General features: G+C 71.7%; 15 protein-coding genes and 3 tRNA genes. 5 read left to right on the top strand and 13 right to left on the bottom strand.

The features are described from left to right. Positions 1 to 53: 53 nt before the first annotated feature. The 6 genes from ACLGIH_RS13560 to ACLGIH_RS13585 form a co-directional block, all read right to left on the bottom strand. The gene (locus ACLGIH_RS13560) at positions 54 to 851 is read right to left on the bottom strand and encodes an SCO4651 family lipoprotein (protein ID WP_416525501.1); all 798 of its coding nucleotides are present in this window, start codon (positions 849 to 851) and stop codon (positions 54 to 56) included. Positions 852 to 994: 143 nt separating this feature from the next. Beyond that, positions 995 to 1,720 carry a 50S ribosomal protein L1 gene (gene rplA / locus ACLGIH_RS13565; protein WP_416525502.1) on the bottom strand — a complete coding sequence of 242 codons (726 nt, stop codon included), beginning with the start codon at positions 1,718 to 1,720 and terminating at the stop codon, positions 995 to 997. An 80-nt stretch (positions 1,721 to 1,800) separates the two neighbouring features. Continuing rightward, positions 1,801 to 2,235 carry a 50S ribosomal protein L11 gene (gene rplK / locus ACLGIH_RS13570; protein WP_019525223.1) on the bottom strand — a complete coding sequence of 145 codons (435 nt, stop codon included), beginning with the start codon at positions 2,233 to 2,235 and terminating at the stop codon, positions 1,801 to 1,803. 168 nt (positions 2,236 to 2,403) lie between these two features. Continuing rightward, entirely contained in the window at positions 2,404 to 3,285 is an 882-nt protein-coding gene (gene nusG, locus ACLGIH_RS13575) for a transcription termination/antitermination protein NusG (protein WP_416525503.1), read from the bottom strand. A gap of 80 nt (positions 3,286 to 3,365) precedes the next feature. Next, the gene (secE, locus tag ACLGIH_RS13580) at positions 3,366 to 3,650 is read right to left on the bottom strand and encodes a preprotein translocase subunit SecE (RefSeq protein ID WP_416525504.1); all 285 of its coding nucleotides are present in this window, start codon (positions 3,648 to 3,650) and stop codon (positions 3,366 to 3,368) included. A gap of 108 nt (positions 3,651 to 3,758) precedes the next feature. Further along, positions 3,759 to 3,831, bottom strand: a tRNA-Trp gene (locus tag ACLGIH_RS13585). Between the two features lie 272 nt (positions 3,832 to 4,103). On the opposite strand from ACLGIH_RS13585, the gene ACLGIH_RS13590 reads away from it, so the two are divergent. After that, positions 4,104 to 5,330: a pyridoxal phosphate-dependent aminotransferase gene (locus ACLGIH_RS13590; RefSeq protein WP_416525505.1), complete on the top strand. Its 1,227-nt coding sequence runs from the start codon at positions 4,104 to 4,106 to the stop codon at positions 5,328 to 5,330. Between the two features lie 126 nt (positions 5,331 to 5,456). After that, the gene (locus ACLGIH_RS13595; protein WP_416525506.1) at positions 5,457 to 6,497 is read left to right on the top strand and encodes an adenosine deaminase; all 1,041 of its coding nucleotides are present in this window, start codon (positions 5,457 to 5,459) and stop codon (positions 6,495 to 6,497) included. Between the two features lie 232 nt (positions 6,498 to 6,729). Here the strand turns inward: ACLGIH_RS13595 and ACLGIH_RS13600 are convergent, their stop codons facing one another. Next, positions 6,730 to 7,371, bottom strand: a complete 642-nt coding sequence (locus ACLGIH_RS13600) for a TetR/AcrR family transcriptional regulator (protein WP_416525507.1) — start codon at positions 7,369 to 7,371, stop codon at positions 6,730 to 6,732. Between the two features lie 101 nt (positions 7,372 to 7,472). Here ACLGIH_RS13600 and ACLGIH_RS13605 point away from each other — a divergent pair, with 101 nt between their 5' ends. Then, on the top strand, positions 7,473 to 8,105 hold the full coding sequence (locus ACLGIH_RS13605) for an NAD(P)-dependent oxidoreductase (RefSeq protein WP_416525508.1): 633 nt from the start codon (positions 7,473 to 7,475) through the stop codon (positions 8,103 to 8,105). 157 nt (positions 8,106 to 8,262) lie between these two features. Here ACLGIH_RS13605 and ACLGIH_RS13610 read toward each other — a convergent pair whose 3' ends face one another. The 6 genes from ACLGIH_RS13610 to ACLGIH_RS13635 form a co-directional block, all read right to left on the bottom strand. Further along, entirely contained in the window at positions 8,263 to 9,318 is a 1,056-nt protein-coding gene (locus ACLGIH_RS13610; protein WP_416525509.1) for a UDP-N-acetylmuramate dehydrogenase, read from the bottom strand. 186 nt (positions 9,319 to 9,504) lie between these two features. After that, a complete protein-coding gene (locus ACLGIH_RS13615) occupies positions 9,505 to 9,933 on the bottom strand; it encodes a MaoC family dehydratase (RefSeq protein ID WP_416525510.1) in 429 nt (142 codons plus the stop codon). Positions 9,934 to 9,940: 7 nt separating this feature from the next. Next, a complete protein-coding gene (locus tag ACLGIH_RS13620; RefSeq protein WP_416525511.1) occupies positions 9,941 to 10,393 on the bottom strand; it encodes an FAS1-like dehydratase domain-containing protein in 453 nt (150 codons plus the stop codon). A 127-nt stretch (positions 10,394 to 10,520) separates the two neighbouring features. Next, the gene (rpmG, locus tag ACLGIH_RS13625; protein WP_003948671.1) at positions 10,521 to 10,685 is read right to left on the bottom strand and encodes a 50S ribosomal protein L33; all 165 of its coding nucleotides are present in this window, start codon (positions 10,683 to 10,685) and stop codon (positions 10,521 to 10,523) included. Between the two features lie 88 nt (positions 10,686 to 10,773). Beyond that, a tRNA-Met gene (locus ACLGIH_RS13630) sits at positions 10,774 to 10,846 on the bottom strand. A 46-nt stretch (positions 10,847 to 10,892) separates the two neighbouring features. Continuing rightward, positions 10,893 to 10,965: transfer RNA gene (locus ACLGIH_RS13635), tRNA-Thr, on the bottom strand. A 222-nt stretch (positions 10,966 to 11,187) separates the two neighbouring features. On the opposite strand from ACLGIH_RS13635, the gene ACLGIH_RS13640 reads away from it, so the two are divergent. Both ACLGIH_RS13640 and ACLGIH_RS13645 read left to right on the top strand, forming a co-directional pair. Continuing rightward, positions 11,188 to 12,450: an amidohydrolase family protein gene (locus tag ACLGIH_RS13640; protein WP_416525512.1), complete on the top strand. Its 1,263-nt coding sequence runs from the start codon at positions 11,188 to 11,190 to the stop codon at positions 12,448 to 12,450. A gap of 170 nt (positions 12,451 to 12,620) precedes the next feature. Beyond that, positions 12,621 to 13,277, top strand: a complete 657-nt coding sequence (locus ACLGIH_RS13645; RefSeq protein ID WP_416525513.1) for an NAD(P)H-binding protein — start codon at positions 12,621 to 12,623, stop codon at positions 13,275 to 13,277. Positions 13,278 to 13,288: the final 11 nt, after the last annotated feature.

Genomic DNA, 13,288 nt, shown 5'->3' on the forward strand with positions numbered 1-13,288 from the left:
AACAGATGGGACCCTATCGGGGAACACGTGTACGTTCTCGGTATTTTCGCAGCTCAGCTTCCGCCCCTGCCGGCCAGCAGTTCCCGGAAGTCCGCCGTGTCGCGCCTCGGCGGCGGCTCGGCGCCGACCGCGGTGCCGTAGTCGGTGTAGTACGTCGTCCGGGTCAGCCGTCCGGTCTCGGATCCGCCCCGCTGGACCTCCTTGACCAGCAGGTCCCGGTCGTCGACCCAGACGTCGACGGTGCGGACTCCGGGGGCGTCCACCGTGCCGGTGTAGTGCGTGGTCCGCCGCCCGCGCACGGTCTGTGTGCCGGTCGTGCGCAGGTCGTCGGCGGTCAGCAGCAGCCGCACGGACCGGTCGGGCGTGCTGGAGCGCAGGCCGTCCGCGATCCCGGTCCCGGCGCCCGCGCCGTCGCCGTCGCCGAGGTTCTCCAGGTCCTCGTACCGGTATCTGATCCAGTGCCGGCCGCCGGCCCGCTCGGCGAACTCCTCGCCCATCCGCGCGAAGTAGCCCTCGGGCAGGTAGCGGACTTCCGTGGAGGTGGTGCCGAGTCCGCGCAGGGTGTCGGCGGTGCTGCCGCCGGTGTACGTGAGGGTGAGGGTGCCGGTGAGGGCGTCGCGCCAGCCGAGGGTGCCGGCGGCTTCGAGGGAGAGCCGGTCGCCCATGACGGTCGTCGACCGGACCTCGGCCGAGCCGGCCCGGGCGACGGCGCGCTCCGCCGCCTGCAGCGCCCGCTCGGCGGAGCTCGGGGCGTCGGAGCCGGAGCCGGCCGGGGCGCAGGCCGCCGCGCAGGCCAGGACGGCCGCGAGGGCCAGCGCCGCCGTGCGCCGCGTCGCGCGTGTGCCCGTCATACGCCCCCCTGCCCGTCGTCCCCGTGGCCGCCGAACCCGTGCCCGCACGCTAACGCAGGATCCGCGCGCCCGTAGGGGAAACGGGAACGGGCCCCGCACCTGGGAAGGTGCGGGGCCCGTGACCGTCAGGGTGAGCCGGGGGCTCAGACCGCGGCCGGGTCCTCCTCGACGAGGAGGTTGCGGGTGCGGTTCGGGTCGACCGGAACGCCGGGGCCCATCGTGGTGGTGATGGCGGCCTTCTTGATGTAGCGGCCCTTGGCGGCGGACGGCTTCAGACGGAGGATCTCGTCGATCGCCGCACCGTAGTTCTCCACCAGCTTGGTGTCGTCGAAGGACACCTTGCCGATGATGAAGTGCAGGTTCGCGTGCTTGTCGACACGGAACTCGATCTTGCCGCCCTTGATGTCGGTGACGGCCTTGGCCACGTCCGGGGTCACGGTGCCGGTCTTCGGGTTCGGCATCAGACCCCGGGGGCCGAGCACGCGGCCGAGGCGGCCGACCTTGCCCATGAGGTCCGGGGTGGCGACGACGGCGTCGAAGTCCAGGCGGCCCTTCGACACCTCGTCGATCAGCTCGTCGGCGCCGACGATGTCGGCGCCCGCGGCACGCGCGGCCTCGGCACGGTCGCCGGTCGCGAAGACCAGGACCCGGGCGGTCTTACCGGTGCCGTGCGGGAGGTTCACGGTGCCACGGACCATCTGGTCGGCCTTGCGCGGGTCGACGCCCAGACGCAGGGCGACCTCGACGGTGCCGTCGAACTTGGTCGTGGAGGTCTCCTTGGCGAGACGGACGGCCTCGAGCGGGGCGTAGAGCTTGTCCCGGTCGACCTTGGCGTCCGCAGCGCGGAGAGACTTGCTGCGCTTGCTCACTACTGCTCCTGTTGCTTCTTAGGAGTCGTGGTCCGGGCCGAGCAGGCCCTGCCACTTCTGCTGCTGGAAGGTGGTGGGGTTCAGCCCTCGACCGTGACGCCCATGGAGCGGGCGGTGCCGGCGATGATCTTCTCGGCGGCGTCCAGGTCGTTGGCGTTGAGGTCGGGCATCTTGGTGGTGGCGATCTCGCGGACCTGCTCGCGGGTGATCTTCGCGACCTTGGTCTTGTGCGGCTCGCCGGAGCCCTTCTCCACGCCCGCGGCCTTGAGGATCATCTTGGCGGCCGGCGGCGTCTTGGTGATGAAGGTGAAGGAACGGTCCTCGTAGACCGTGATCTCCACCGGGATGACCCAACCGCGCTGCGACTCGGTCGCGGCGTTGTAGGCCTTGCAGAACTCCATGATGTTGACGCCGTGCTGACCCAGCGCGGGGCCGACCGGCGGGGCCGGGTTGGCGGCACCGGCCTGGATCTGGAGCTTGATGAGCCCCGTGACCTTCTTCTTCTTGGGAGGCATGGCTCTCCGGGTCCTTTCGATTCGGGTCTACCTTCGGCCGAGTCGCTGTCCCGACAGAAGGCATACCGCACAACGATAACGGGTATAGATGTGCGGCCAAAAACCGAGCAGGTCAGACGGCTGCCGCGGCAACCATCTGACCTGCTCGGACGTACTGGCGCCAGAAGGTCAGTTCTTCTGGATCTGGTCGAAGCTCAGCTCGACCGGAGTCTCGCGGCCGAAGATCTCGACGAGGCCCTTGACCTTCTTCGAGTCGGCGTTGATCTCGTTGATGGTGGCCTGGAGCGTGGCGAACGGGCCGTCGGTGACGGTGACCGAGTCGCCGACCTCGAAGTCCAGCACCTGCACCTCGACCTTGCGCTGCGGCGCCGGCTTGCCCTCGGCCTCGGCGGCCTCGCGGGCGGCCTTCTCCTCCGCCTCGGGGGCGAGCATCTTGACGATCTCGTCCAGCGTCAGCGGGTACGGGTCGTAGGCGTTGCCGACGAAGCCGGTGACGCCCGGCGTGTTGCGGACGACGCCCCAGGACTCGTTGGTCAGGTCCATGCGGACCAGGACGTAACCCGGCAGCTTGTTCTGCCGGACGTTCTTCCGCTCGCCGTTCTTGATCTGGACGATCTCTTCCTCGGGCACCTCGGCCTGGTAGATGAAGTCCTCGACGTTGAGCGAGACGGCGCGCTGCTCCAGGTTGGCCTTCACGCGCTTCTCGTAGCCGGCGTAGGTGTGGATGACGTACCACTCGCCGGGCAGACCGCGCAGCTCCCGGCGGAGCTTCTCGATCGGGTCCAGCTCGGGATCGGCCTCTTCCGCGGTCTCTTCCCCGGCATCCTCGGCCCCGGCGGCGGTGTCCTCCGCGCCCTCGGCGGTGTCCTCCGCCTCGTCGGCGGACTCCTCCGCGCCGGCCTCGGCGGCGTCGGCAGCCTCGACCTCGACCTCGGCGGAGGTCTCGGTGTCCTCGTGGTCCGCGCCCTCGACGGCGTCGAACACGTCCTCGACGGACTCGGCCCCCTCGCCGTGAGGCTCAACGGCGTCGTTCACGTTCGGGTCAGACACGGTGGCTGCTTCTTCCTGGATACATAGGGGTGGAACACGCGAAAGGAGCGCCGGGTACCTCGGCGCTCTTCGCTCACGGCTCAGCCGAAGACGTACCTGGCGGCGTTGCTGAGCCCATAGTCAATCAGGGTGACCAGGCCGATCATGATGGTGACGAAGATGATCACCACAGTGGTGTACGTCGTCAGCTGGTTTCGGGTCGGCCAGACGACCTTGCGGAGCTCCGCGACGATCTGACGATAGAAGAGCGCGAGGCGCTTCAGCGGGCCCTTCTTGCCTCGCTTGCCGCCCTTGCGCGTCTTCTTGGAGTCCGGCGCCTCGTCCTGGGCATCAGGCATGTCGATGGAGCCCACGGCGTCCGTCACTCGTCCTCACCTGATTCCGGGTCGTGGCCGTGCCGCGCCCGGTCTGAGCCGCACGGCGGTGCATTGCTGTACGTACATGCGCACACATCCTGGCGAAGGTGTGTGTAGCAGGGCCGGAGGGACTTGAACCCCCAACCGCTGGTTTTGGAGACCAGTGCTCTACCAATTGAGCTACGACCCTTTGCGTGTCCCCCAACGTACCGCATCCAACCGGCTGCATGGTGTGCGCCGACCGAGCGCGGCCCGGTGAAGGCCAACGAGGTGAGAGTGTACGTGTTCCTGGCCCGGGCGTCGAACAGAAAGCGCCCGTAATGGGCTTCGCCGGGGGCCGGCGGCCGAAGATCGCCCTGGCCGCGCGCCGGATCCGGACTGGTGTTCCGGCGTTTGCCCCGCCCTGCCCAGTCCGTGAAACCCGTGTGCCGGGGAAGTTTCCGGTCTGGAACGATGGACCGCATGAGCGCTGCAACCCCACCCACCGAGCGCCGGGTCTCCGCCCGAGTCGGCGCGATCTCCGAGTCCGCCACCCTCGCCGTGGACGCCAAGGCCAAGGCCCTCAAGGCCGCCGGACGTCCGGTGATCGGCTTCGGCGCCGGTGAGCCCGACTTCCCGACCCCGGACTACATCGTCGAGGCGGCCGTCGAGGCCTGCAAGGACCCGAAGTACCACCGCTACACCCCGGCCGGCGGCCTGCCCGAGCTGAAGGCCGCCATCGCCGCGAAGACGCTGCGCGACTCCGGCTACGAGGTCGACGCGTCGCAGATCCTCGTCACCAACGGCGGCAAGCAGGCCATCTACCAGGCCTTCGCCGCGATCCTCGACCCGGGCGACGAGGTCATCGTCCCCGCGCCGTACTGGACGACGTACCCGGAGTCGATCCGGCTGGCCGGCGGTGTCCCGGTCGAGGTCGTCGCCGACGAGACGACCGGCTACCGGGTGAGCGTCGAGCAGCTGGAGGCGGCCCGCACGGAGAAGACGAAGGTCGTGCTCTTCGTCTCCCCGTCCAACCCGACCGGCGCGGTCTACTCCGAGACCGAGACCGAGGCCATCGGCCGCTGGGCCGCCGAGCACGGCCTGTGGGTGCTGACCGACGAGATCTACGAGCACCTGGTCTACGGCGACGCGTCCGCCGTGTCGCTGCCGGCGGTCCTGCCCGAGCTGCGCGACAAGTGCATCGTGGTGAACGGCGTGGCCAAGACCTATGCCATGACCGGCTGGCGGGTGGGCTGGATCATCGGCCCGAAGGACGTGGTCAAGGCCGCGACGAACCTCCAGTCGCACGCGACGTCCAACGTCTCGAACGTGGCGCAGGTCGCCGCGATCGCCGCCGTCTCCGGCGGCCTGGACGCGGTCGCGAAGATGCGCGAGGCCTTCGACCGGCGCCGCAAGACCATCGTGCGGATGCTCAACGACATCGACGGCGTGGTCTGCCCGGAGCCCGAGGGCGCCTTCTACGCCTACCCGTCGGTGAAGGCCCTGCTCGGCAAGGAGATCCGCGGCAAGCGCCCGGAGAACACCGTGGAGCTGGCGGCGCTGATCCTGGAGGAGGCCGAGGTCGCGGTCGTCCCCGGTGAGGCCTTCGGCACGCCCGGGTACCTGCGGCTGTCGTACGCGCTCGGCGACGAGGACCTCGTCGAGGGCGTGAGCCGGATCCAGAAGCTGCTGGCGGAGGCGCGGGACTGAGGCGTCCTTCCCCGGCCGGGGACCACACCTCGACGTCGAGGTGTGGTCCCCGTTCGTTTGTGCGAGCAAGACCACGTGCGGGGAAAGCGCTACCGAGGCGGGTGGAACGTACGGCAGGATCACGGAATGGAGCACGTACGTGATGTCTCTGAGCTGCCGAAGGCCCATCTGCACCTGCACTTCACCGGGTCGATGCGACCCGCCACCCTGCTGGAACTGGCCGACAAGTACGGAGTGCGCCTGCCCGAGGCGCTGACCGACGCCCTGTCCGGCGGGGAGCCGCCGAGACTGCGGGCGACGGACGAACGGGGCTGGTTCCGCTTCCAGCGCCTGTACGACGCCGCGCGCTCGTGCCTGCGGGAGCCGGAGGACATCCAGCGGCTGGTGCGGGAGGCGGCCGAGGAGGATCTGCGGGACGGCTCCGGGTGGCTGGAGATCCAGGTCGACCCCACGTCGTACGCGCCGCGCCTGGGCGGGCTGATCCCGGCGCTGGAGGTCATCCTGGACGCGGTGGACACGACGGTGCGCGAGACGGGGCTCGGCATGCGGGTGCTCGTCGCCGCCAACCGGATGAAGCACCCCCTGGACGCCCGCACGCTGGCCCGGCTGGCGGTGCGGTACGCGGACCGGGGCGTGGTCGGCTTCGGGCTGTCGAACGACGAGCGGCGGGGCATGGCGCGGGACTTCGACCGGGCCTTCGCCATCGCCCGCGACGGCGGGCTGCTGTCGGCGCCGCACGGTGGTGAGCTGGCCGGCCCGGCGTCGGTGCGGGACTGTCTGGACGATCTGGAGGCGGACCGGATCGGGCACGGCGTGCGGGCGGCGGAGAACCCCCGGCTGATGAAGCGGCTGGCGGACCGCCAGGTGACGTGCGAGGTGTGCCCGGCGTCGAACGTGGCGCTGGGCGTGTACGAGAAGCTGGACGACGTGCCGCTGCGGAAGCTGTTCGAGGCCGGGGTGCCGCTGGCGCTGGGCGCCGACGACCCGCTGCTGTTCGGTTCGCGCCTGGCCGCGCAGTACGACATCGCCCGGCGGTACCACGCCTTCTCGGACGCCGAGCTGGCGGAGCTGGCCCGGCAGTCGGTACGCGGATCGGCGGCGCCGGAGGACCAGAAGGAGAAGCTGCTGTCGGGCATCGACGCCTGGCTCCACGCCCCGGTCGCCTGAAGCGGGCGTACGGCGGGCAGGCCTTGAAGGCGATCACTATTTCCGGGGGCGCCGGGGCATCGCCGGGTCCGGGGCCGGTTCGCCGTGCAGGCAGGTCCCGATCGTGGCCTGCCCCTTGGCGACGCCTTGGGGGTGCCGGGGCCCGAGGCCGCGGCGCAGTCGGGGCCACTTGCCGGGGGCAGGGGGATGTACACGATCGTGTGACGCGAGCGGGCGGCGAAGGAGAAAGCCGTCAGGCGGGGCCGTCCGCGACGGCGTTTTCGCCGAGGGGGGTGCCGCGGAGCCCGGTGAGCAGGGTGCGGGCCAGACGCCGGGCGAAGTCGTCCAGCGGGGGGAGGTGTCCGTCCGGCGCGGCGTCGTAGGCGAAGGCGCGCTGGGCGCAGGCGCCCAGGAGGAGGGAGGCGGCGGCGAAGGTGTCGGCGTCCGGGTGGATGCGGCCGGTGGCGCGTTCGGCGCGGAGGTAGCGGTCGAGTCCCTCGATCGGCAGGTGCGGCCCGGTGCCCATCTCCCGCATGGCGTCGTCGTGCCGCCGCTTGAGCTGGATCTCGGCGTAGAGCGAGGCGGCGATCGGGAAGCTCTGTTCGTAGAAGAGGGCGGCCTGCCGGGCGACCTCGGTCAGGTTGTCCTCGAGGGTGCCCCGGCCGGGTTCGGCGGCCAGGCCCCGCAGCAGCGGGCTCAGCCGCGGCAGTCGTTCGGAGAGCACGGAGATGAAGAGGTCCTCCTTGCTCGCGAAGTGCTTGTAGAGCGCGGCCTCGGAGCAGCCGGCCGCCCTGGCGATCTCCTTGGTGGTGGCGCGGGCGAGGCCGATGGTCAGCATCAGCTCGTGGGCGGCGTCCAGGATGCGCTCCCGGGCGGTCGGCTTGCCGGACTGCATGGTGCTCCCAACGCGCTTGACGGGTGGGTGAGTGTTTGCTCACGCTAGAGGAAGCAGAGGTGAGTGAATACTCACCCACCCTCTGGAGAGGCGGATTCGCCATGGAACTGACCGTTTTCGGCGCCACGGGAGGCGTCGGGCAGGAAATCGTGCGTCAGGCGCTGGGCTCGGGCCACCGGGTGACCGCGGTGGTACGCGACCCCGCCCGGCTGCCGGTGACCGGCGAGGGCCTGGAGGTGTTCCGCGCCGATCTGGCCGACCCGGCGGCGGTGCGGCCCGCGGTGGCCGGCCGGGACGCGGTGCTGTCCGGGCTCGGGGCGCGCAGCCGCAAGGACGCCGGGGTCGCGGCCCGGCTGACCCGGACGGTGCTGGGCGCCATGGAGGCGGAGGGCGTGCGGCGGCTGCTGGTGGTGAGTGCGGCGCCCGTCGGCCCGGAGCCGGCGGGCGAGGGGCTGCTGGACCGCGGCGTGCGGGGCATCGTCTCGGCCGTCTTCCGGGAGGTGTACGCCGACCTGCGCGCGATGGAGGCCGAGCTGGCGCGCAGTGCCGTGGACTGGACGGTCGTACGGCCGCCGCGGTTGCAGGACAGGCCGGTCAGCGGCCGCTACCGGACCGCCATCGGCGGGACCCCGGTCAAGGGCCGCCACCTGGCCCGCGCGGACGTGGCCCACGCGATGCTCGCGATGGTGCAGGACGCGCGGACGGTGAAGCAGGGAGTCGGGGTGGCCTACTAGGGCGGCCTGCCGGTTCGGGTGGCTGCGGGTCTCGGGGTCCCGGCGGGGCTTGGGGCCTCGCGGGGCTTGGGGCCTCGCGGGGCTTGGGGCCTCGCGGGGCTTGGGGCCTCGCGGGGCTTGGGGCCTCGCGGGGCTTGGGGCCTCGCGGGGCTTCGGGTCAGAGGCTGACGCCGACCGTCACCGGCTCGTTGACCAGCGTGATGCCGAAGGCGTCCCGGACGCCGGCGACCACCTCGCGGGCCAGTCCGAGGAGGTCCTCGGTGGTGGCGTCGCCGCGGTTGGTGAGGGCGAGGGTGTGCTTGGTGGAGATGCGGGCGGGGCCGCTGCCGTAGCCCTTGGTGAACCCGGCCTTGTCGATCAGCCAGGCCGCGGAGGTCTTGATGTGTCCCTCCCCCGCCGGGTAGGCGGGCGGTTCCACGCCGTCGCCGAGGCGCTCGCGCACACGCGCGTGGAACGCGGCGAACTGGTCGTCGGTGAGGATCGGATTGGTGAAGAACGACCCGGCCGACCAGGTGTCGTGGTCGTCGGGGTCCAGCACCATGCCCTTTCCGGCGCGCAGCTTCAGCACGGTCTCCCGGGCGGCGGCCAGCGGGACGCGGTCGCCCTGCCCGACGCCGAGGGCGCGGGCCGTCTCGGCGTACCGGAGCGGCCCGGACAGGCCCCCGGCGTCCTCCAGGTCGAAGCGGACGCGCAGCACCACGTACCGCTCGGGGTGGGCCTTGAAGCGGCTGTGACGGTAGGAGAAGGCGCACTCCTCGTTCGTGAGCGTGACCGTCTCGCCGGATCTGCGGTCGTACGCGATCACCTCGGTGATCGTGGAGGAGACCTCCTGGCCGTACGCGCCCACGTTCTGGATCGGGGTCGCGCCCGCCGAGCCGGGGATGCCGGACAGGCACTCGACGCCGGCCAGCCCGGCCTCGACCGTGCGGGCCACGGCGTCCGTCCACACCTCGCCGGCCGCCAGCTCCAGCCGAGTGCCGTCGAGGGTGAAGCCGCGCGTGGCGATGTGCAGGGCCGTGCCGTCGAAGCCCTTGTCGCCGATGACCAGGTTGGAGCCGCCGCCGATGAGCAGCAGGGGCGTGCCGGTGTCGTCGGCCTCGCGGACGGTGGCGATCACCTCGGCGTCCGTGGTGGCCGTGACCAGCCGGGTCGCGGGGCCGCCCAGCCGGAAGGTGGTCAGCGGGGCGAGGGGGGCGTCGTGGAGTTCCTGCACGCGCCCAAGACTACGAGACGGCACCGACAGGACCGCGCCGCGGCCGGGGCGCGAGCCGGGCGGCACGGGTGACCGGAGCAACCCGAGCACCCGAGCAGCCGAGTAAGGGGCGGCCTCTCTTGTGGTCGCCCCTTACCGAACCCCGGCACCCGGCACGACGGCGGCCGCGGCGTTCGCCGGTCCCGCTCAGGCCAGCCGTACGACGGCCCGGGACATGCCCAGCACCTTCTGGCCGCCGCTGGTCACCGTCAGGTCGACGCGGACGGTGTTGTCGTCGAGCTTGGCGGCGACCTTGCCGCTGACCTCGACGAGAGCACCCTTGTCGTCGTTCGGGACGACGACGGGCCTGGTGAAACGGGTGCCGTACTCGACGATCGCGCCGGGGTCGCCGGCCCAGTCGGTCACCACGCGGATCGCCTCGGCCATGGTGAACATGCCGTGCGCGATGACGTCCGGCAGGCCGACGTCCGTGGCGAACTTCTCGTTCCAGTGGATGGGATTGAAGTCGCCGGAGGCACCCGCGTACCGGACGAGCGTGGCGCGGGTCACGGGAAAGCTCTGGGCGGGCAGCTCGGTGCCGACCTCGACGTCGGAGTAGGAGATCTTCGCCGTCATCGAATGCTCACGCCTCCTCGGCCGCGCGGGCCACCAGCTTGGTCCAGGCGGTCACGACGTGCTCGCCGGCCTCGTCGTGGACCTCACCACGGATGTCCAGGACCTCGTTGCCGGCCATGGACCTGACCGACTCGATGGTCGAGGTGACCGTGAGCCGGTCACCGGCGCGCACCGGGCGGACGTAGGCGAACTTCTGGTCGCCGTGCACCACGCGGCTGTAGTCCAGGCCGAGCTGCGGGTCCTCGACCACCTGGGAGGCGGCCTTGAAGGTGATCGCGAACACGAAGGTCGGCGGCGCGATCACGTCCGGGTGGCCGAGCGCCTTGGCGGCCTCCACGTCCGTGTACGCCGGGTTGGCGTCCCCCACCGCCTCCGCGAACTCACGGATCTTCTCCCGGCCCACCTCGTAGGGCGCGGTGGGCGGATAGGTCCGCCCCACGAAGGACTGGTCGAGCGCCATGGGCTCGGCACCTCCTGCTGCTGTCTGCCTGATTACGGGCTGCCGGTCATGATGACGGACCGCCCGTCATGAACAACGACGCGAGGCCGCCCCCAGCTTCGGGGACGGCCTCGCGTACGAGCCTGTTTTATCGCGTTTCGCGGTGCGCGGTGTGCGCGTTGCAACGCGGGCAGTGCTTCTTCATCTCAAGACGGTCCGGGTTGTTACGCCGGTTCTTCTTGGTGATGTAGTTCCGCTCCTTGCACTCCACGCAGGCCAGCGTGATCTTCGGGCGGACGTCGGTGGCAGCCACGTGAGTGCTCCTTGACGAACGGATGGACTGATATAACGCAAGAAGAGTAGCCGATCGAAGGACCGACCCCGCAATCGGCTACTGACAGTAGCGGTGACCGGACTTGAACCGGTGACACAGCGATTATGAGCCGCTTGCTCTACCGACTGAGCTACACCGCTGAGGTGTGATCGGGTCCCGCCTCGCGACGGGAACCTCTCTCACCAGAGCCCCAAAACGGAATCGAACCGTTGACCTTCTCCTTACCATGGAGACGCTCTGCCGACTGAGCTATTGGGGCGAGCGATGAAGACATTACACGCTCGGCAGCCGTTCACCCAAATCCGTTCGGAAGCTCCCTCGCCCGCCTCCCGGTACCGCCACGAGCGCGGTCGTACGGCGGACCACACCGGTACGACTATTGCGCTCCTGCGCGCCACCGGCTGATCACCGGCCTAGGCTCGACTCACTCTGCGTGATCTTGCGTCCTCCCACGGCGCAGCCCCGAGCCCAGAGGAGCGCGATGCCCGACAGCCAGCCGCAGCCGCCACCCCACTCGTCCTCCGCCTCGGGACCGGGCGCCCGGGGCTCGCTGCTGCTGACCGGGGCACGCCTGACCGACGGCCGGACCGTGGACGTCCGGCTGTACGGCGAGCGCATCGAGGCGGTCGGCACCGCCGGCAGCCTGACGGTCGCCGGCCTGCCCGGAACCGGCACCCGCGTGGATCTGAGCGGCTACCTGCTGCTCCCGGCCCCGGCCGAGCCCCACGCGCACGTGGACACGGCGCTGACGGCCGACGGCGACGGGCCGGTCTCCTACGAGCCCCGGGACGTCCAGTGCCGGGCCACGGAGGCGGCACTGCTGCACCTCGGGCACGGGTCGACCGCCCTGCGGTCCCACGTGCGCGTGGGCGACGTCCAGGGGCTGGCCGCCCTGACCGCCGTACTGCAGGCGAGGCGGGCGCTGCGCGGGCTGGCCGAGCTGACGACGGTGGCGATGCCGCGGGTGCTGACCGGGGTTGCGGGCGCCGAGGGGCTGGCGATGCTGCGCGACGCGGTGAAGATGGGCGCGGGGGTGGTGGGCGGGTGCCCGGATCTGGACCCCGACCCGACGGGGTACGTGGAGGCGGTGCTCGACGTCGCCGCCGAGCACGGCTGCCCCGTCGACCTGCACACGGACGCCGCCGATCCGGCCCGGCTGGCCCGGCTGGCGGCGATGGCGGGCGGGCTGCGCCCGGGGGTGACGCTGGGGCCGTGCGGCGGTCTGGGGCGGCTGTCCGCCGAGGTGGCCTCCCGGACCGCGGACCAGCTGGCGGCGGCCGGGGTGACGGTGGTGTGCCTGCCGCAGGGTGGCTGCGGAACCGTCGACGGCCGCGACGGCACCGCTCCGGTACGGCTGCTGCGGGCGGCCGGGGTGCGGGTCGCGGCCGGGAGCGGGGCGCTGCGGGACGTGTCCAACCCGGTGGGACGCGGGGATCCGCTGGAGGCGGCGTACCTGCTGGCCTCGCGCCACGGCCTGCGGCCCGAGGACGCCTACGACGCGGTGAGCGCCTCCGCGCGGGCGGCTCTGGGCCTGCCCGAGGTGCGGGTGGAGGCGGGTTTCCCGGCCGAACTGCTCGCGGTGCGCGGCGACCGGCTGGCGGGCGCGCTGTCACTGGCGTACAGCCGGATCGTGGTGCACCGGGGGCGGGTGGTGACTCGTACGAGCGCGGTGCGGGAGTACGGGGATTCGACGGGCGGAACGGAACTGGAACTGCCCCGGCAGGGCCGGGGCGAGATGCCCTGAGGCCGCCCCGGGCCGGCCGAGGCTGCCCCCTCCCGCCCAACACCCCCGCCCCAACACCGCGGAGGCCACGGCGGTTCGGGAACGCGGGGCCGTGAGGCCGGGACTCCCTCGGGTGTGATGCGACCGGACTCGTGCGGCGCGGGTGGCCGTCCGGGCGTACGGTCGAAGGCATGCGCATTGTCATCGCTGGGGGTCATGGTCAGATCGCGCTGCGGCTGGAGCGGTTGCTCGCCGCACGCGGGGACGAGGTCGCGGGCATCATCCGCAAGGCCGAGCAGGCGGACGACCTGCGGGCGGCCGGTGCCGAACCGGTCGTGCTGGACCTGGAATCGGCGTCGGTCGAGGAGGTCGCGGAGCGGCTGCGGGGCGCGGACGCGGCGGTCTTCGCGGCGGGCGCGGGCCCCGGGAGCGGCGCGGCGCGCAAGGACACGGTGGACAAGGCGGCGGCGGCACTCTTCGCCGACGCGGCGGTCCGGGCGGGCGTACGGCGCTTCCTGATCGTGTCCTCCATGGGCGCGGACGCCGGGCACGAGGGGGACGAGGTCTTCGACGTCTACCTGCGCGCCAAGGGCGAGGCCGACGCGCACGTGCGGTCGCTGGACGCGCTGGACTGGACGATCCTGCGGCCGGGACAGCTGACGGACGACGCGGGGACCGGCCTGGTCCGCCTGGAGGCGCAGACGGGGCGTGGCCCGATTCCCCGCGACGACGTGGCCGCCGTCCTGGCCGAGCTGATCGACACCCCGGCGACGGCGGGGCTGACGCTGGAGCTGATCAGCGGCTCCGCCCCGGTGTCGGTGGCGGTGAAGTCGGTCGCCGGGAACTGAGCGGTCGGGCG

This window comes from Streptomyces hamibioticus, assembly GCF_047946815.1.
Lineage (GTDB): Bacteria > Actinomycetota > Actinomycetes > Streptomycetales > Streptomycetaceae > Streptomyces.